Source organism: Pseudomonas sp. HLS-6, from assembly GCF_002753995.1.
GTDB classification, from domain to species: domain Bacteria; phylum Pseudomonadota; class Gammaproteobacteria; order Pseudomonadales; family Pseudomonadaceae; genus Aquipseudomonas; species Aquipseudomonas defluvii.
In genome coordinates, this window is sequence record NZ_CP024478.1 from 1,660,283 (window position 1) to 1,678,926 (window position 18,644).

The window sequence follows — 18,644 nt, forward strand, 5'->3', positions numbered from 1 at the left end:
CATGACTTCTGTTATCGACACCCTGCGCGAACACCTGCTCGACGCCCTCAACCCCGCTCCGGCGGAAACCCGGCGCCTGTTCCATGGCCGCGGTCGCTGCTGGCCGGGGCTTGAGCAGATCACCGTCGACTGGTTGCAGGGCGTGTTGTTGGTGTCATTGTTTCGCGAACCGCCTGAGGGCCAGTTGCCGGCCCTCGAGCAGATGCTGCTGGCGCTGGCGGCAGGCCCGCAGTGGCCCGGGCAGGCGATTCTTATTCAACACCGCTATCTGCCGGACAGCCCGGGGCATTGGTTGTTGGGTACACCTAGCGAGCATTGGCTGATCGACGAAGACGGCCTGCGCTACAAGCTCGACCTGGGCCTGAAGCAGAACACCGGGCTGTTTCTCGACATGCGCCATGGCCGTCGCTGGGTACGTGAACAGGCGGCGGGCAAGCGCGTATTGAACCTGTTTGCCTACACCTGCGGTTTTTCCGTGGCGGCGATTGCCGGTGGCGCCGAACAGGTGGTCAACCTCGACATGGCCAAGGCCGCCTTGAGCCGTGGGCGCGATAACCACCGGTTGAATGAGCATGAACTGGCGCGGGTAAGCTTCCTCGGCCACGAGTTGTTCAAGTCCTGGGGCAAGGTGCGCAAGGGCGGCCCCTATGATCTGATCATCATCGACCCGCCGACCTTCCAGCGTGGCAGCTTTGTCCTGACCCACGACTACAGCAAGATCCTGCGCCGCTTGCCGGAACTGCTGACGGAGCAGGGCGTGGTGCTGGCGTGCGTCAACGACCCTGCCATTGGCCCTGAGTTTCTCATCGAAGGCATGGCCGCCGAAGCGCCACAACTGCATTTCGTCGAGCGCCTGAGCAACCCGCCGGAGTTTCCTGACAACGATCCGGCGGGCGGCCTCAAGGCACTGGTGTTTACCCGAGGCGTCTAGTGGTTTTGCGCGTCACGGTGCGCGTTCAGGTTGTGGCTTTCGATGCCGTCGAGCACGGCATCGACCAGCCCTTTGGCCATTTGCACGGAATGCAGCGTGCTCCAGGCAAAGCCACGGCCCGTTTCATCGGTGTACTGCACGGCCTGAGGGCACGTATCGATGGCGCACTTGAGGAAAAGCGCCGCATGGACCAGTGCGTCTTCAGCACTGATGCCCGGTCGCACGGTAAACAACGGCGGGTGGCCTTCGCACTCGCCAAAGGTGGTTTCGGCTGTTTTGGCAAAAAGAAACGCGGGGGGATCGGGGACGATTTTTTTCACGATGAACTCCTGTATTGAACTGGAGCTACCACCTGAATCGTCGCCAAACGAAAGGGTGGCAGCTGTACGCAGGTTGGCGAACCGGTCAACACAGGAAATCCGGCAGGGCCGAAGCCCTCCCGCGCACAGCCACCATAAAAACGACGCAGACGTCTAACACGCCAACCATCGAAATCGGGGCATCTCTGCATATATTCCCGGGTCGCCAAACCCGATCGCTGAAACGTCAGCGACCGTTCGAGACTACGTGCGAAGCGCTTCCCCGTGCAATCATTCGAGGTGGACAGAGGTTGTAGGATAATTCCTATGGCTGGGTTCAGCCAATAAGGTGAGAGGGCAGATACGCACCCTGTTGGAGTTGGCTTGCCAACGATGCCGACACCGCGCACTCGTTGGCACCCCGCCAAAGCCATCGCAGGCAAGCCTGCTCCCACCGAAAATGCAATGTTCTTGGCGTTGTAATGGAGCTGCCACATGCTCGTCGCCAAACGAAATGGGTGGCAGCCGTGTGCAGGTTGGCGAACCGGGACGACACCAGGATAACCCGGCAGGGCCGAAGCCCTCCCACACACGGCCACCATAAAAAATGCACTTATGCCTGCTGGCATCTGCGCGCTCTAATGGTTGCTCGTTGGTATCGTTTCCCAGGTCGCCAAACCCGATCGCTGAAACGTCAGCGACCGTTCGAGACTACGTGCGAAGCGCTTCCCCGTGCAATCGCTCGAGGCGGACAGAGGTTGTGGGATAATTCCTATGGCTGGGTTCAGCCAATAAGGTGAGAGGGTATATGCGCACCCTGTTGGAGTTGGCTTGCCAAAGCCATCGCAGGCAAGCCAGCTCCAACAGAGATTGTAGGAGCCGGGCTTGCCCGCGATGCAGGCGCCGCGTACTCATTGGCACCCCACCGAAACCATCGCAGGCAAGCCAGCTCCAACAGGGATTGTAGGAGCCGGGCTTGCCCGCGATGCAGGCGCCGCGTACTCATTGGCACCCCACCGACGCCATCGCAGGCAAGCCAGCTCCAACAGGGATTGTAGGAACCGGGCTTGCCCGCGATGCAGGCGCCGCGAACTCGTTGGCACCCCACCGAAACCATCGCAGGCAAGCCAGCTCCAACAGGGATTGTAGGAGCGGGTCTTGCCCGCGATGCAGGCGCCGCGTACTTGCAGGCAAGCCTGCTCACACAGAATGCAGTGTTCTTAGCTTACTGCCCGGTGTAGATCTGGTCGAAGACGCCGCCGTCATTGAAGTGGGTCTTTTGTACGGTACGCCAGTCGCCGAAGGTCTTCTCTACCGAGAGGAAGTCGACTTTCGGGAAGCGGTCGGTGTATTTGGCCAGTACGGCAGGGTCGCGTGGACGCAGGTAGTTGTTGGCGGCGATTTCCTGGGCCTCGGGCGACCACAGGTACTTCAGGTACTCTTCGGCGGCGGCACGGCTGCCTTTCTTGTCGACCACTTTGTCGACCACGCTCACCGGTGGCTCGGCTTCGGCGGAAACGCTCGGGTAGATCACTTCAAACTGATCGCGCCCAAACTCACGGGCAATCATCTCGGCTTCGTTCTCGAAGGTCACCAGCACGTCGCCAATCTGGTTGGTCATGAAGGTGGTGGTGGCGGCACGGCCGCCGGTGTCGAGCACTGGCGCCTGTTTGAACAGTTTGCCGACAAAGGCCTTGGCCTTGTTCTCGTCGCCACCGTTCTTCAGCACATAGCCCCAGGCCGACAGGTAGGTGTAGCGGCCGTTGCCCGAGGTTTTCGGGTTAGGCACGATGACCTGTACGCCATCCTTGAGCAGGTCTGGCCAGTCTTTCAGGGCTTTCGGGTTGCCCTTGCGGACGATGAACACGGTGGCCGAGGTAAAGGGGGCACTGTTGTTCGGCAGGCGGGTCACCCAGTTGTCCGGGACCAGTTTGCCGTTGTCGGCCAAGGCGTTGATGTCGGTGGCCATGTTCATGGTGATGACATCGGCAGGCAGGCCGTCGATCACCGAGCGTGCTTGTTTGCTCGAGCCGCCGAAGGACATCTGTACGGCGATTTTTTCTTTGTGCTCGGCTTCCCAGTGCTTCTGGAAGGCGCTGTTGTAGTCCTTGTAGAAGTCGCGCATCACGTCATAGGAGACGTTGAGCAGGGGTGGCGCGGCCTGGGCCAGGTTGCCCAAGGCCAGGCCTGCGGCGAGAAGCGAGGCACTGAAGAGTTTTTTCACTGCGCATTCCTTGTTCTAGTGGGGTTAGCGGCATTATGCCTGCGACTATAGCGGTTCGGCCTTAGTCGATAAAAGATTAAAAAGTGATCTGTTTATTCGTTTTTCTTGAACAGTGCGTTGCCGCAGCGTGAGCAGAATGCGGCGTCTTGTTCGTGGTTGTCTTTTTGGCAGACCGGGCAGCGGTGTTGCAGCTTTTCACCGCGCATGGCGTTGGCCAGTTCGGCGGTGAAGATGCCGGTGGGGACGGCAATGATCGAGTAGCCGGTGATCATCACCAACGTTGAAAGTACCTGGCCCAATGGCGTCCTGGGCACAATGTCGCCGAAACCTACCGTGGTCAGGGTGACGACGGCCCAGTAGATGCTGGTGGGAATGCTGGTAAAACCATGTGCCGGGCCTTCGACCACATACATCAATGTGCCGAAGACGGTCACCAGGGTTGAAACGCTGAGCAGAAATACAATGATCTTCTGCCGGCTGCCTTCCAATGCCGCGAGCAGGTAGTTGGCTTGCTTCAGGTACGGGCTCAGCTTGAGTACACGAAAGATGCGCAGCATGCGAATGATACGGATGATCAGCAGGTACTGCGCATCGCTGTAGTACAGGGCCATGATCCCCGGCAGTATCGCCAACAGGTCGACCAGGCCATAGAAGCTGACTGCATAACGCAGCGGTCTCGGCGAGCAGTAAAGGCGCACCACGTACTCGATCAGGAAGATGGCCGTGAAGCCCCACTCGATACCCGCCAGTAGCCCCGCGTAGTCACGGTGGATTGCGTCGATGCTGTCCAGTATAACCGTCACCAGGCTGGCGAGGATGACCAGCAGCAGGATGCTGTCGAAGCGTCGCCCAGCGGCAGTATCGGTTTTAAAAACGATGATGAAGAGCTGTTCGCGCCAGCGCGTAGGGGTATCCATAGGCTCTATCCAGTGAAGTATGGAGCAGAGCCTAGGAGCTGGTACTTAGCTGTGCAAGCGACGTGAGCCGTGGGCAAGCGGTTGGCGCACTGCACGAATACCGATATGCAGCAGCCAGCACGCCAGCACGAACGGTGCAGTCAGGCCCGGTACAGCGAGGTGGGTGAAGCCCGGTTGCAGCAGAATCGCCAGGGCGATGGCCAGCAGTGGGCGCCAGGGCTGGCTTCGGGTCTGGCTGAAGGCGAGCGCGGCGAGTGCGGCGTTGAAGCCATAGAGGCCATTGAAGGCCGCATGGGGTTCACCGCCAGCAAGCAGTGCCACGCTGCCGCCGAGGGCTGAGCCGAGCAGGGCCCAGGCTGCGGCGTAACGGTTGGCGATCAGCAGGCCGAGGGCAATCAGCAGGCCGGCCAGAGGCTGGTCGAGCAGGAAGATCTGGCCCATGCCACGGGCGAGGGCGAACAACGGGTTGCTATCGACGGCTGTGTTGTTCACGGCCGGCTCGCTAAGCGCCAGTGTGGCCCAGCCGAGCAGTACGAACGGTGCGGTATAGGCCGGCAGCCAGCTGTTGGGGCCCGCGCGCTTGAGCCACTGGTGGACGAGTATGCTGCTCATGCCGCTTGCGGCAATGATCAGGGGCGGCAGGATTGCCGTCCAGGGCAACGCGTGGCTGAGCAGCAGGCCAATCAGGACGCCGTTGTAGCTGTACAGGCCCGCTTGGCGGTCGCTGCGGGTGTAGCCACGGCGCTGGGCAGTGAGCAGCCCGGCCAGCGCTCCCAGCAGGGCGCCGCCGATCAGGTCGGGGGCCGTCAGCAGGATGGCCAGCAGGCAGAACAGGCCGCACAGCGGGTTGCGCTGCAGCAGTACCTGGCTGAAGCCGTTGAGCAAGGCCGTGGCCCAGTCGGGGCACGGGTTCACGAAATTCTTGGTGTACATGGCAGTCGGTCTGGGGTGAAACGTATTTTGGGGTTGCTCTATCGCAGACAAGCCTCGCAGGCAAGCCAGCGCCAACACACAGGTAGGCGCTGGCTTGCCTGCGATTTGTTGTCAGATCAGTGTTTCGATCCGCAGTGAGTTAGTTGATCCTGGCTTGCCGAAAGGCACACCGGCGGTAATCAACAGGGTGTCGCCACGCTCGGCCATGCCCTGCGCCTGGGCAATTTCCAATGCGGTGGAGCAGACTTCGTCAACCTGACGCAAGCGGTCGTTGACCACCGAATGCACGCCCCAGGCAACGGTCAGGCGGCGTGCGGTGTTCAGGTTCGGGGTCAGGTTGAGGATCGGTGAGCGTGGCCGCTCGCGGGCCGTGCGCAGGGTCGAGTTGCCCGACTCGCTGTAGTTCACCAGGACGGCAATCGGCAGGATGCTGCTGATGCGCCGGATTGCGCAGCTGATGGCGTCGGACACGGTCGCCTCGGCCTGGGGCCGGCCAACATCAAGCTGGGCCTGGTAGTCCGGGCCGCTTTCCACCTGGCGGATGATCTTGCTCATCATCTGCACGGCTTCGAGTGGGTAGTCGCCCGATGCGGTCTCGGCGGAGAGCATCACCGCATCGGCGCCTTCGGCTACCGCATTGGCAACGTCGGTGACTTCTGCACGGGTCGGTGCCGGAGAGAAGCGCATCGACTCGAGCATCTGCGTGGCCACAACCACGGGTTTGCCCAGTTGTCGGCAGGTGCCGATGATGCGTTTCTGGATGTGCGGCACGCTTTCGGCGGGCACTTCTACACCCAGGTCTCCCCGGGCAACCATGATCGCGTCACTCAGTTCGGCGATGGCCTGCAGTTGGGTGACTGCCGAGGGCTTTTCGATCTTGGCCATCAGGTAGGCGCGGTCGCCGATCAGTTCGCGGGCTTCGCGGATGTCCTCGGGACGCTGTACGAACGACAGGGCCACCCAGTCCACACCCAGGTCGAGGCCGAAGGCCAAGTCGCGACGGTCTTTGGCGGTCAGCGGGCTCAGGTCCAGCACGGCCTGTGGCACGTTGACGCCTTTACGGTCGGACAACTCGCCACCGTTGAGCACTTGGGTTTCGATGGCGTCGGCGTGCTTGGCGGTTACTTGCAGACGCAATCTGCCGTCGTCGACCAGCAGGTCCATGCCCGGTTCCAGCGCGGCGATGATTTCCGGGTGTGGAAGGTTGACCCGGCGTTGATCGCCCGGGGTTGGGTCCAGATCCAGGCGCAGGGCCTGGCCGCGTTGCAGCTGGACCTTGCCTTCGGCAAAGCGGCCAACACGCAGCTTGGGGCCCTGCAGGTCCATGAGGATGCCCAGCGGGTAGTTCAGTTGTTGCTCGACTTCGCGGATCCACTGGTAGCGTTGGGCGTGGTCGGCATGTTCACCGTGGCTGAAGTTGAGACGGAAGATATTCACCCCGGCCTCGACCAGTTGACGAATGTCGTCGATGCCATTGGTCGCAGGGCCGAGGGTGGCGAGGATTTTGACTTTTTTGTCAGGCGTCATGTTGGGCAGTCTCAAGAATCAGGATGGCGCGGAAGTCGTTGACGTTGGTCCGGGTCGGTTCGGTAACGATCAAGGCATCGAGCGCTGCGAAGTAGCCGTAGCCGTTGTTGTTGTCCAGCTCGTCGGCAGCCGACAGGCCCAGGGCTTCGGCGCGGGCATAGCTGTCGGGGGTCATAAAGGCCCCGGCGTTGTCTTCCGAGCCGTCGATGCCGTCGGTGTCGCCCGCCAAGGCGTAGACGCCAGGCAAGCCCTTCAGGCTTTCGGTCAGGCTCAGGAGGAATTCGGCATTGCGCCCGCCACGGCCATTGCCGCGCACGGTCACGGTGGTTTCACCGCCAGAGAGGATCACGCACGGTGCCGGCAATGGCTGACCATGCTGGACGATCTGCCGGGCGATACCGGCGTGAACCTTGGCCACTTCCCGCGACTCGCCTTCAAGGTCGCCTAGGATCAGTGGGTTGAAACCGGCCTGGCGGGCTTTGACCGCGGCCGCTTCCAGCGACTGCTGGGGGCGCGCGATCAACTGGAAGTGGCTGCGGGCCAGGGCGGGGTCACCGGCTTTGACGGTTTCCGAGGCGGGGTTGTTCAGCCAGTCGATGACCGCGGCCGGTGCCTGGATGTTGTAGCGCTTGAGAATCGCCAGCGCTTCTGCCGAGGTGCTGGGGTCGGCCACGGTGGGGCCGGAGGCGATGACCGTGGCCAGATCGCCCGGTACATCGGAAATCGCATAGGTGTACACCGTGGCCGGCCAGCAGGCCTTGGCCAGGCGGCCACCCTTGATCGCCGAGAGGTGCTTGCGCACGCAGTTCATCTCGCCAATGGTGGCGCCGGATTTGAGCAGGGCCTTGTTGATCTGTTGCTTGTCGGCCAGGGTCAGGCCGTCTGCTGGCAGTGCGAGCAGGGCCGAACCACCGCCAGACAGGAGGAATATCACCCGGTCGTCGGCACTCAGGTCACTGACCATCGCCAGCACACGCTTGGCCACTGCCAGGCCGGCTGCATCAGGTACCGGGTGGGCGGCTTCGACTACTTCGATTTTCGAGCAGTTGGCGCCGTGGCCGTAACGGGTGACGACCAGGCCTGAGACGTCGCCTTGCCAGTTTTTTTCGACCACTTCGGCCATGGCGGCGGCGGCTTTGCCAGCGCCGATGACGATGACGCGACCGCTGCGATCGCTGGGCAGGTGGGGCTCAAGGACATGGCGCGGGTGGGCGGCTTCGATGGCCGTGGCGAACAGTTCGCGCAGAAAGTGTTGCGGATCGACCGACATGGCAGGCTCCCAATCGTGTTGTTCTGTGTCTGTCTGAGAGGGCGGTGTCGTCTGCAATCGCCGCCAGGGCTGGCGCAGGTAGGGCGGCCTTGGCGGCGGTGAGGGCCGTAGTGACGACACCTCATCTCACGGTAGAGCAGGTCTTACTTGTCGCCACGGATCGAGAAGTTGGCCATGTGCTCCAGGCCTTTGATCAGTGCCGAATGGTCCCAGTTTGCACCACCGATGGCGGCACAGGTGCTGAACACCTGTTGGGCGTTGGCAGTGTTGGGCAGGTTGATCGACAGCTCTTTGGCGCCTTGCAGGGCCAGGTTCAGGTCTTTCTGGTGCAGGCTGATGCGGAAGCCTGGATCGAAGGTGCCCTTGATCATGCGCTCGCCATGCACTTCGAGGATCTTCGAGGAAGCAAAACCGCCCATCAGGGCTTCACGCACCTTGGCAGGGTCTGCGCCGTTCTTGGCGGCGAACAGCAGCGCTTCGGCAACGGCCTGGATGTTCAGGGCGACGATGATCTGGTTGGCAACCTTGGCGGTCTGGCCGTCACCATTGCCGCCGACGCGGGTGATGTTCTTGCCCATGGCCTGGAACAGTGGCAGTGCGCGCTCGAAGGCATTCGGGCAACCGCCGACCATGATGCTCAGGGTCGCGGCTTTGGCACCGACTTCGCCGCCGGAGACCGGTGCGTCGAGGTAGGTGGCGCCGGTGGCCTTGATTTTTTCTGCGAAGACTTTGGTTGCAGTCGGCGAGATCGAGCTCATGTCGATGACGACTTTGTTCGGGCCAACACCCTGAGCCACGCCGTTTTCACCGAACAGGACGGCTTCGACCTGCGGGGTGTCCGGCACCATGACGATGATGAATTCAGCTTCCTGAGCCACTTCTTTCGGGTTGGCCAGGGCGACGGCGCCAGCGGCGAGCAGTTCAGCCGGGGCTACGTCGTGGTGGGTGGAGACGAACAGGCTGTGGCCCGCTTTCTGAAGGTTCTGAGCCATTGGCAGGCCCATGATACCTGTGCCGATAAATCCGATTTTAGCCATGAAAAATGCCTCTTGTAGTTGTATGCATACGGCCGGCGCGCAACGCCTCTGGGGCGTGAGTGCGCGTTAGAGTGCGTTGTGGGTCTTCAGCCAGACCAGGCCTGCTTCAGTGGTGGTCAGTGGCTTGTACTCAGCGCCGACCCAGCCCTGGTAGCCAATACGGTCCAGGTGCTCGAACAGGAAGCGGTAGTTGATTTCACCGGTACCCGGTTCGTGACGGCCCGGGTTATCGGCCAACTGGATGTGGTTGATGCGCGACAGGTGGGTTTCCATCGTGCGCGCCAGGTCACCTTCCATGATCTGCATGTGGTAGATGTCGTACTGCAGGAACAGGTTGCTGCTGCCCACGGCGTCCTGGATTTCCAGCGCCTGTTGGGTGGTGTTCAGGTAGAAGCCGGGGATGTCGCGGGTATTGATCATCTCCATCACCAGCTTGATGCCCTCGGCCTGGAGCTTGTCGGCCGCGTACTTCAGGTTGTCGATGAAGGTTTTCTTCACCGTGGCGCAATCCGGGCCTTGTGGGCGAATGCCGGCCAGGCAGTTGACCTGGGTGTTGCCCAGTACCTTGGCGTAAGCGATGGCCAGGTCGACACCGGCACGGAATTCTTCAACACGGGCCGGGTCGCAGGCGATTCCGCGGTCACCCTTGGCCCAGTCGCCGGCCGGCAGGTTGAACAGCACTTGGGTCAGGCCGTTGGCGTCCAGTTGCTGCTTGATTTCAGCCGAGCTGTAATCGTACGGGAACAGGTATTCGACCCCGGTGAACCCGGCATCGGCGGCCGCTTTGAAGCGGTCGAGGAAGTCCTGTTCGGTGAACAGCATGGACAGGTTGGCGGCGAAACGTGGCATGGTTGTCTCCTTGCAAAGTAAGGGCCCGCTGCCGCGAGGGCAGGGGCCGCTTGTGCGATCAGTCGAGCAGCGAAATCGCAGTCGGTGCATCGTTGCCGACCAGCGCCAGGTCTTCGAATTCGTTGACGGCGTTGATTTCGGTACCCATGGAAATATTGGTCACACGCTCGAGAATCACCTCGACCACAACCGGTACCCGGAACTCTTCGGCCATCTTCTGGGCCTTGAGCAGGGCCGGCGCGATCTCGCCCGGCTCAAAGACGCGGATCGCCTTGCAACCCAGGCCTTGAACCACGGCAACGTGGTCAACACCGTAGCCGTTGAGCTCCGGCGCGTTGAGGTTCTCGAACGCCAGCTGTACACAGTAATCCATCTCGAAGCCACGTTGGGCCTGACGGATCAGTCCCAGGTAGGAGTTGTTCACCAGTACGTGGACGTAAGGCAGATTGAACTGCGCGCCGACGGCCAGTTCTTCGATCATGAACTGGAAGTCATAGTCGCCGGACAGTGCGACCACCTTGCGGGTCGGATCAGCCTTGACCACACCCAGCGCGGCCGGAATGGTCCAGCCCAGTGGGCCGGCCTGGCCACAGTTGATCCAGTGACGTGGCTTGTAGACGTGAAGGAACTGGGCGCCGGCGATCTGCGACAGACCGATGGTGCTGACGTAGCAGGTGTCTTTGCCGAACACCTGGTTCATTTCCTCGTATACGCGCTGTGGCTTGACCGGCACGTTGTCGAAGTGGGTCTTGCGGTGCAGGCTGGCTTTGCGCTGTTGGCAGTCTTTCAACCACTCGCCACGGCACTTGAGCTTGCCGGCGGCTTTCCACTCGCGGGCCACTTCCAGGAACATGTCCAGCGCGGCGCCCGCGTCCGAGACGATACCCAGGTCCGGGTTGAACACGCGGCCGATCTGGGTGGGTTCGATGTCGACGTGGATGAAGCGACGACCTTCGGTGTAGACGTCCACGGAACCGGTGTGGCGGTTGGCCCAGCGGTTACCGATACCCAGCACCATGTCGGATTTCAGCAGGGTGGCGTTGCCGTAGCGGTGCGAGGTCTGCAAGCCGACCATGCCGACCATCTGTGGGTGATCGTCAGGGATGATGCCCCAGCCCATCAGGGTTGGAATCACGGGAATGCCGGTCAGTTCAGCGAACTCGACCAGTTTCTCGCTGGCGTCGGCGTTGATGATGCCGCCACCGGCGACCAGCAGTGGGCGCTCTGCGCTGTCGAGCATGGCCAGGGCCTTCTCGATCTGCACGCGGTTGGCCGCAGGCTTGTGCACGGGCAGTGGCTGGTAGGCCTCGATGTCGAATTCGATTTCGGCCATCTGCACGTCGAACGGCAAGTCGATCAGTACCGGGCCTGGGCGACCGGAACGCATTTCATAGAAGGCTTTCTGGAAGGCGTAAGGCACTTGGCCGGGTTCCAGAACGGTGGTCGCCCACTTGGTTACCGGCTTGACGATGTTGGTGATGTCGACGGCCTGGAAGTCTTCCTTGTGCAGACGAGCGCGAGGTGCCTGGCCGGTGATGCAGAGGATCGGGATCGAGTCTGCCGAGGCGCTGTACAGGCCGGTGACCATGTCGGTACCGGCTGGGCCGGAGGTGCCGATGCACACGCCGATGTTGCCGGCCTTGGTACGGGTGTAGCCCTCGGCCATGTGCGAGGCGCCTTCAACGTGGCGAGCGAGGACGTGATCGATACCGCCGACTTTTTTCAACGCCGAGTACAGCGGGTTGATCGCTGCGCCCGGGATGCCAAAAGCGGTTTCAACACCTTCGCGGCGCATCACCAGAACGGCTGCATCAATTGCTCTCATTTTGCTCATGGTTTTGTGACTCATTGGTTTTGTAATTGTATACAAATGGCTTTGCGTCAGAGTGTATTCACGGTATGTGGCTCTGGTCAATCCATTTTCATCGGCTGCCAGTGCTTTGCTCGTCGTGCCGATAGAAAAGGCATTTTGTCCGATTGTGATCATCTGGCGAAAATTATTGTATACAAAAATATTCTCCATTGTGTTCTATTTGTCGTATTGGATTTTCACTTGCCCCTCTGGGCTTCTAACAACAAGAGGACCTGTCCATGAACGCTCTGACCTTGAAAGTCGCTGTCAGCCTGGTAAACGGCGCCATTGCCGCCGGGCGCAAGATCTCGGCTGCACCTTTGACCATTGCGGTGCTCGACAGCGGTGGTCATCTGCTGGCCCTGCAACGTGAAGACGGTGCCAGCCTGCTGCGTCCGCAGGTGGCAATGGGTAAAGCCTGGGGCGCCATTGCCCTGGGCAAGGGCTCGCGCTTGCTGGCGCTGGACGCGCAGCAGCGCCCGGCGTTTTTCGCGGCGCTCAATGGCCTGGGCCAGGGCGCCGTGGTTCCGGCGCCGGGTGGGGTGCTGATCCGTGATCAGAGGGGTGTGGTGCTGGGAGCGATCGGTATCAGTGGTGATACCTCGGACATCGACGAACAGTGCGCGATCAGTGCGATCGAGGAGGTAGGGCTGACCGCGGATGCGGGCGTGGCAGCCTGAGGGTAGCGGCGGGTTGTCAGCGCGTGCGCGGCGCTCGTCTGGTGAACTGCTCCCAGATCAACCGGTGGTATGGGCGTCGGGGGCGCAGCCCTTGAGTACCAGGCGAATGATGGTCTGTGCCGCGGCCTCATAGTCGGCATCGTCCAGCTTGGCTTTGCCGGTGACGACGGAGATCTGCCAGTCGAAATCGGCGTAGGTCTGGGTTGCGGCCCAGATGCTGAACATCAGGTGGTGTGGGTCGAGCGGGGCGATCTGGCCGCGGTCGATCCAGCGCTGAATGCACGCGATGTTGTGCCGGGCCTGCAGGTTGAGTTGTTCAACCTGTGTCGGGCTCAGGTGCGGCGCACCGTGCATGATTTCACTGGCGAAGACCTTGGAGGCAAAGGGCAGGTCGCGTGATATGCGGATTTTTGAGCGAATGTAGGCGCTCAGCACCTCCTCAGGCTCACCCTCGGCATTGAACGGGGTGGAGGCCTGCATGATCGGCTCGATGATGCTTTCCAGCACCTCGCGGTAGAGGTTTTCCTTGGACTTGAAGTAGTAGTAGACGTTGGGCTTGGGTAGCCCGGCCTTGGCCGCGATGTCGCTGGTCTTGGTGGCGGCGAAGCCCTTTTCGGCGAATTCTTCGCTGGCTGCGCGCAGGATCAGCTCTTTGTTGCGCTCGCGAATGCTGCTCATGATTGGCGCTGTTCCTTGTGTCGGGCCGCAGGCGGCCCAGGCCTGGGCAGGCGGTGGCGCATGGTAGCACCGGGTTTGCGCGAGGCTCAAGGCTGCCACTTTCACGCACAGTCACGCTATGCTTTGGGCCTTTCAACTCTCTGGATACGCAAGCATGGCAGGAAGCAGTCTACTGGTGCTGATCGACGATATCGCCACCGTATTGGACGATGTCTCAGTGATGACCAAGGTAGCGGCGAAAAAGACCGCCGGGGTTTTGGGTGACGATCTGGCGCTCAATGCTCAGCAGGTCAGTGGCGTACGCGCCGACCGGGAGTTGCCCGTGGTATGGGCCGTGGCCAAGGGCTCGCTACTGAACAAGGTGATTCTGGTGCCTGCGGCGTTGGCAATCAGCGCCTTCATCCCGTGGGCGGTGACCCCATTGTTGATGGTCGGTGGCGCCTACTTGTGTTTTGAGGGGTTCGAGAAGCTGGCGCATAAATTTCTTCACAGTGCAGCCGAGGACGATGCCGGCCATGCCGCCCTGAGTGAAGCGGTGGCCGACCCGTCAGTCGACCTGGTGGCCTATGAGAAGGACAAGATCAAAGGTGCCGTGCGTACCGACTTCATCCTGTCGGCGGAAATCATCGCCATCACCCTGGGTGCGGTCGCTGGCGCGCCGTTGACACAGCAAATCGTCGTGTTGTCGGGTATTGCCTTTGTCATGACCGTAGGGGTGTACGGCCTGGTTGGCGGTATCGTCAAGCTGGATGACTTTGGCCTATGGCTCACGCACAAAACCGGGCGGGCCGCCCAGACGATCGGCAAGGGCATTCTGCAGGCCGCACCGTACTTGATGAAGGGGCTGTCGGTCGTTGGCACGGCGGCGATGTTTCTGGTCGGGGGCGGGATTCTGGTGCATGGCGTTGCGCCGCTGCATCATGCCGTCGAAGCCTTCAGTGACGGGCGGGGCGGGGTACTGACCTCAAGCCTGCTCAATGCGGGCATCGGTATTCTTGCTGGTGCCGCCGTACTGGCCGTGGTATCGCTGGCCAGCAAGCTCTGGCGGGCTGCAAGAGGCTAAGGGCGGCGCCCTGTTCATGGGCGCCGCGTCAGCTCAGTCAGTTTTTACCGGCTGTCTTTTCGCTGTCTTCAGGCACCCACTCGAGCAGGTGGTGCTTGAAGCCATAGCTGGCTGCCTGGTAGTAGGTAATGGCGCGCTTGATCAGCGGGTTGTTGCTGTCCCCCACCACCTCACGGCTTTCGCCCAGGGCCTGCTCATGAAGGCGCAGGCCGTCGCGAGGGCTGAGGATGGCCAGGTCCTGGCCATCGAACAGGCCCAGGTGCTGGTAGTTACCAATCAGTACGCGCGGTGGCAGTGTGTCTTCAAGCATCAGGTTGCGGCCGAAGAACGTCGAGGTGTAGCTCATGTTCAACAGGCCAAGCAGGGTAGGCGCCAGGTCGATCTGGCTGGCCAGTTTCGATTCCTCACGCGCTTCGATCAACTTCGGCCCGTAGATGAATAGCGGGATCTGGTAGTTGCGCACCGGCAGGTCCTCTTTACCTGCGCTGCCAGCGGTATGGTCGGCAACGAAGATGAACAGGGTGTTGTCGAACCACGGCTTGCTGCGGGCCTGCTCAAGGAAACGACCGATGGCGTAGTCGGTGTATTTCACCGCACCTTCACGGCCATCGCCAGACGGGATATCGATACGGCCGTCAGGGTAGGTGTACGGGCGGTGGTTGGAGGTCGTCATCAGTTGCAGGAAGAACGGCACCTGATTGGCGAAATCGGCGTCTGCCAGCTGCATGGCCTGGTTGTAGAGGTCTTCGTCGGACATGCCCCAGGCGTTCTTGAAGCTGATGTCGCTTTCTTTCACGCTGCTCTGGTCAACAACCCGATAGCCGTTGCCACTGAAGAACGCGTTCATGTTGTCGAAGTAGCCACGGCCACCGTAGACGAACACGCTGTCGTAGCCGGCTTCACTCATGTGTTGGCCGAGGCTGGCGAAACCGCTTTCACGACCCACGCGCTTGACGATCGAGCGGCCAGGGGTTGGCGGAATCGACAGAGTAATGGCCTCCAGGCCACGGTCGGTCCGGGTGCCGGTGGCATAGAAGTTGTTGAAGTACAGGCTCTGTTTGCGCAGGGCATCCAGGTTTGGGGTCAGGTTGCGGTTATCGCCGTTGCTGCCCATGTACTTGGCGCTGAAGCTTTCAATGGTCACCAGGACCACGTTGGGTGTACGCGCCGGTGCGTTGCTGGTGATGGTGCGGCGAATATCCAGGGGTTCCTTGCCGACGAAACTCGCATCGGGTTGGCGCAGCTCGCTCTGGATCTGCGCGTTCACATCCTGCTCAGGCAGGCTGCTATAGAACTGCGGGTAATCGAGTTCGTTGTTGCGGAACGCTGCGAAGAACTGGTAAGGGCCGTTGCTGGCCAATTCATGTTGGTAGGCATTGCCGCCTTGGCCACGCGGGCGGTCCTGGTCGATCACCTGCACGCACAGCCCTGCCAGCACGGCCAGTACGGCAAAGCTCATCAGGCGCTGGCGAAAAGCGGGCACCGGTGCATTCAGGGCCCGCTTGAGCGGTGCGCGCAGTGCCAGGCTCAGGGCAATGGCGATAACGGCCAGGATGCTCAGCAGCAGGCCGATCGGGTAGGACTCGAGGATGTTGTTCAACACTTCATCGGAATAGACCAGATAGTCGACAGCAATAAAGTTGAAGCGCACGCCGAACTCGTCCCAGAACAGCCATTCGGCGACAGCAGTGAACAGCATCACGAACACGCTCAGCACCATGATGCCCTGCAGGAACCCCTGATGTGCTCGCGAGCGCCACAGCCGCGCAGGGCACAGCAGCAGGTAAAGGCCCAGTGGCAGTGCGGCATAGAGCAGGAAGCTCAGGTCGTACAGCAGCCCGATACCGAAGATCGAGAAGACATTGCTCCCGGCCTCGTTCAAGTGGCTGAAAAACAGCACGCCTCGGGTGAGCAGAAAAATCGCCAGCCATACTGAGGTCAGTAGCAAGAGGTAGCGTTGGGGCGCTGATTGTGGAGCGCGCATATGAATTCCTTTTGTCTCTCTTCATGCCTGGCCACTACAGGCACAGCAGTGGTGCACCCGCTGTAAATACATTGTGGTGTCGAGTGTTTGTGGTCGCGGCGAAAAGTAGCGACTGCGAAGAGAAAAAAACGTCAAAGCAATGCTAGGCGCGTGTGAAAAGCTGAACGACGACGCGTTAGGCGTAACAAGCACACATCGCTTGCACGCTCTGTTTGTATAGCAGTGACATCGATACGTGCCAGGGCTGCGGTGTTAAACGCTTTGGCCCTGGCTGTCGCGGCTCAACCGATCAGAAGTGCACTTTGACCAGCAGGCTGGTGGTGTTCTGGTTGGTGTCGAAGGCCGGGGTGTCTTCGATACCGTACTTGTCTTTCCAGTAGTCGTATTCGACACCCACGTACAACTGCTTCTCACCCAGGCTCAAGGCCTTGCCCAGATCGTATTTGATCTGTGGGTTGAAGTGCAGGTTGGCGTGGTAGGTGCCACGGTTGCGGGTTTCGTCGTTGTCCACGACCCAGTCCATGTAACCATCGATCAGAACGTCGGATTTGCCCATCGGGATGGTGTAGGACCATACCGGAGTAATTTGCCAGACGTTATCGCCTGCGCGGCTGCCTTCGGTGTTGCGCTGGTAGAAGTTCAACTGGAAGTAGTCGAAGCCTGGAATCGCCAGGTCGAAGCCCGGGCCGATCAGGTACGACTCGTTGTCGCCTTCACCGAACTCGTAGGTCATGGCCAGCAGCACATCCTTCACTGGGCCGAACTCAAGTTTCTGGTCGAAGATCTTGCCGAACGACAGGCGAGGGGTGAATTCGCCGTAGTAGGTGTTAGGGCCGGCGTTCGAGTCTTTCTTGCCGTTGTAGAAGATCTTGTCGATGAACAGGAAGTTGTCGCCGTACTTCCAGGCGTCCGCATGTTCGAAGGTATAGGTTTGCTGGATCTCCGGGTTAACGGTGAAATCCTTGCCGTACAGGTAGGTCAGGCTGTTGTTCTGCCATTGCAGCAGGTCGCCGGCCATGGCGCTGCTGGCAGCCAGCAGGCCACCGGCGAGGATCAGGCTATTACGGGTACGCATGGTGTGCTCCAAAGGTTGATTTCTCGTTGTTCTGTTGTCGGCATTCTCGAGTGATGCCGTTTGTTGACTTAATGGTCGGTTTTTCGGTTCGGCGCAGCGATACAGCAAGGGTTGCGCCAACCTTTCGGGGCGCGCGCAATCAGCGTGTTCGACCGTGCTGTGAACCGATGGAAAAGAGGCGCTTCAAGCGGGCGAGGCGTCTGTCGAGCGCCTGTATTCGTTGACGGGTGGGTCAGCAAACCCGGGCGCATGCCGTCTTGCCCTGTATAAAAGGGCGCGCAGATTACTGGCTGGGCGGATAGCTGTCCACGCTGAAGTGATGGATGCCGCGAGGGGGAGGTGCGCAGAGGCGCCGACTGACGGCGATATTGACTGATCCGTCAGCAAACGAGGGCAGGATGCGGCCTGCCCTCGATCGAAGGGCGCGCAGCGTGGGGCTGGCGCGCCGGCCCTTGAGTGCCCTGTTCAGGGGCACAAGGGGTTGATACTGTGCACTCAGTCAGCTTTTAGAAGTGCATTTTCACCAGGAAGCTGGTGACGCTTTCATTGGTGTCAAAGCGCTGAGTGTCCTCGATGCCGTACTTGTCTTTCCAATAGCTGTACTCCACGCCCACGTAAAGCTGCTTGGCGCCCAGGTTCAAGGCTTTGCCCAGGTCGTATTTGACCTGTGGGTTAAGGTGCAGGTTGGCGTGGTAGGTGCCACGGCGAGTGCTGTCGTTGTCAACGACCCAGTCCATGTAGCCGTCGACGAGGATGTCGGACTTGCCTGCGGGGATGGTGTAGGAGAACGTCGGTGTGATCTGCCATACGCGATCGCCCGGGCGGCTGCCCTCGGTGTTGCGCTGATAGAAGTTCAAGGTGAAGTAGTTGAAGCCGGGAACTGCCAGGTCAAAGCCTGGGCCGATCAGGTAGGCCTCGTTATCACCTTCGCCAGACTCATAGGTCATGGCCAGCAACACGTCCTTGATTGGGCCGAACTCGAATTTGCGGTCGAAGATCTTGCCAAACGACAGGCGAGGGCTGAATTCGCCATAGTAGGTGTTGTTGCCTTTGTTACGGTCGGTTGCGCCGTTGTAGAAGGTCTTGTCGACGAACAGGAAGTTGTCGCCGTATTTCCATTTGTCGGCGTGCTCGAAGGTCACCGTTTGCTGGATGGCGGGGTTGACGGTGAAGTCTTTGCCGTAGAGGTAGCTGATGCTGTTGGTTTGCCAGAGCAGCATGTCTCCCGCGACTGCAGGCAAGGCTGCCAGCAGTCCGCCGCCCAGCAGGAGAGATGAAGTGATCCGTTTCATGGTGTGATTCCCGGCTGTTGTTATTGTTTGTTT

The 18,644-nt window shown here is 60.7% G+C and carries 16 protein-coding genes; 3 read left to right on the forward strand and 13 right to left on the reverse strand.

Annotated features, from left to right (window positions below; genetic code table 11):
* Position 1 precedes the first annotated feature (1 nt).
* A complete protein-coding gene (locus CS390_RS07705; RefSeq protein ID WP_099773949.1) occupies positions 2 to 931 on the forward strand; it encodes a class I SAM-dependent methyltransferase in 930 nt (309 codons plus the stop codon).
* Here CS390_RS07705 and CS390_RS07710 read toward each other — a convergent pair.
* The 9 genes from CS390_RS07710 to gcl all read right to left on the reverse strand — a co-directional run bounded on the left by CS390_RS07710 (position 928) and on the right by gcl (position 11,821).
* Positions 928 to 1,254, reverse strand: a complete 327-nt coding sequence (locus tag CS390_RS07710; RefSeq protein WP_065759826.1) for a DUF3077 domain-containing protein — start codon at positions 1,252 to 1,254, stop codon at positions 928 to 930. The genes CS390_RS07705 and CS390_RS07710 overlap by 4 nt on opposite strands.
* A gap of 1,201 nt (positions 1,255 to 2,455) precedes the next feature.
* A complete protein-coding gene (locus tag CS390_RS07715; protein ID WP_065759825.1) occupies positions 2,456 to 3,454 on the reverse strand; it encodes a sulfate ABC transporter substrate-binding protein in 999 nt (332 codons plus the stop codon).
* Between the two features lie 92 nt (positions 3,455 to 3,546).
* Complete coding sequence (locus CS390_RS07720; protein WP_099773950.1) at positions 3,547 to 4,371, reverse strand: ion transporter; 825 nt, start codon at positions 4,369 to 4,371, stop codon at positions 3,547 to 3,549.
* 45 nt (positions 4,372 to 4,416) lie between these two features.
* On the reverse strand, positions 4,417 to 5,304 hold the full coding sequence (locus CS390_RS07725; protein ID WP_099773951.1) for an urea transporter: 888 nt from the start codon (positions 5,302 to 5,304) through the stop codon (positions 4,417 to 4,419).
* 111 nt (positions 5,305 to 5,415) lie between these two features.
* Positions 5,416 to 6,831, reverse strand: coding sequence for a pyruvate kinase (gene pyk, locus CS390_RS07730; protein ID WP_065759822.1), 1,416 nt, complete (start codon positions 6,829 to 6,831; stop codon positions 5,416 to 5,418).
* Positions 6,821 to 8,101 carry a glycerate kinase gene (locus CS390_RS07735; RefSeq protein ID WP_099773952.1) on the reverse strand — a complete coding sequence of 427 codons (1,281 nt, stop codon included), beginning with the start codon at positions 8,099 to 8,101 and terminating at the stop codon, positions 6,821 to 6,823. The genes pyk and CS390_RS07735 overlap by 11 nt, the downstream gene beginning before the upstream one ends.
* A gap of 143 nt (positions 8,102 to 8,244) precedes the next feature.
* The gene (locus CS390_RS07740) at positions 8,245 to 9,138 is read right to left on the reverse strand and encodes a 2-hydroxy-3-oxopropionate reductase (RefSeq protein WP_099773953.1); all 894 of its coding nucleotides are present in this window, start codon (positions 9,136 to 9,138) and stop codon (positions 8,245 to 8,247) included.
* A 66-nt stretch (positions 9,139 to 9,204) separates the two neighbouring features.
* The gene (gene hyi / locus CS390_RS07745; protein ID WP_099773954.1) at positions 9,205 to 9,987 is read right to left on the reverse strand and encodes a hydroxypyruvate isomerase; all 783 of its coding nucleotides are present in this window, start codon (positions 9,985 to 9,987) and stop codon (positions 9,205 to 9,207) included.
* A gap of 58 nt (positions 9,988 to 10,045) precedes the next feature.
* The gene (gcl, locus tag CS390_RS07750; RefSeq protein WP_065759818.1) at positions 10,046 to 11,821 is read right to left on the reverse strand and encodes a glyoxylate carboligase; all 1,776 of its coding nucleotides are present in this window, start codon (positions 11,819 to 11,821) and stop codon (positions 10,046 to 10,048) included.
* A gap of 257 nt (positions 11,822 to 12,078) precedes the next feature.
* Here gcl and CS390_RS07755 point away from each other — a divergent pair, with 257 nt between their 5' ends.
* On the forward strand, positions 12,079 to 12,519 hold the full coding sequence (locus CS390_RS07755) for a heme-binding protein (RefSeq protein WP_065759817.1): 441 nt from the start codon (positions 12,079 to 12,081) through the stop codon (positions 12,517 to 12,519).
* 57 nt (positions 12,520 to 12,576) lie between these two features.
* On the opposite strand, the gene CS390_RS07760 is transcribed toward CS390_RS07755, so the two are convergent.
* Positions 12,577 to 13,197 carry a TetR/AcrR family transcriptional regulator gene (locus tag CS390_RS07760; protein ID WP_065759816.1) on the reverse strand — a complete coding sequence of 207 codons (621 nt, stop codon included), beginning with the start codon at positions 13,195 to 13,197 and terminating at the stop codon, positions 12,577 to 12,579.
* Positions 13,198 to 13,351: 154 nt separating this feature from the next.
* On the opposite strand from CS390_RS07760, the gene CS390_RS07765 reads away from it, so the two are divergent.
* Complete coding sequence (locus CS390_RS07765) at positions 13,352 to 14,260, forward strand: DUF808 domain-containing protein (RefSeq protein ID WP_099773955.1); 909 nt, start codon at positions 13,352 to 13,354, stop codon at positions 14,258 to 14,260.
* A gap of 37 nt (positions 14,261 to 14,297) precedes the next feature.
* On the opposite strand, the gene CS390_RS07770 is transcribed toward CS390_RS07765, so the two are convergent.
* The 3 genes from CS390_RS07770 to CS390_RS07780 all read right to left on the reverse strand — a co-directional run bounded on the left by CS390_RS07770 (position 14,298) and on the right by CS390_RS07780 (position 18,611).
* Positions 14,298 to 16,244, reverse strand: a complete 1,947-nt coding sequence (locus tag CS390_RS07770) for an LTA synthase family protein (RefSeq protein WP_099773956.1) — start codon at positions 16,242 to 16,244, stop codon at positions 14,298 to 14,300.
* A 289-nt stretch (positions 16,245 to 16,533) separates the two neighbouring features.
* A complete protein-coding gene (locus tag CS390_RS07775; protein ID WP_099773957.1) occupies positions 16,534 to 17,319 on the reverse strand; it encodes an outer membrane protein OmpK in 786 nt (261 codons plus the stop codon).
* 506 nt (positions 17,320 to 17,825) lie between these two features.
* A complete protein-coding gene (locus tag CS390_RS07780; protein WP_099773958.1) occupies positions 17,826 to 18,611 on the reverse strand; it encodes an outer membrane protein OmpK in 786 nt (261 codons plus the stop codon).
* Between the last annotated feature and the right edge of the window lie 33 nt (positions 18,612 to 18,644).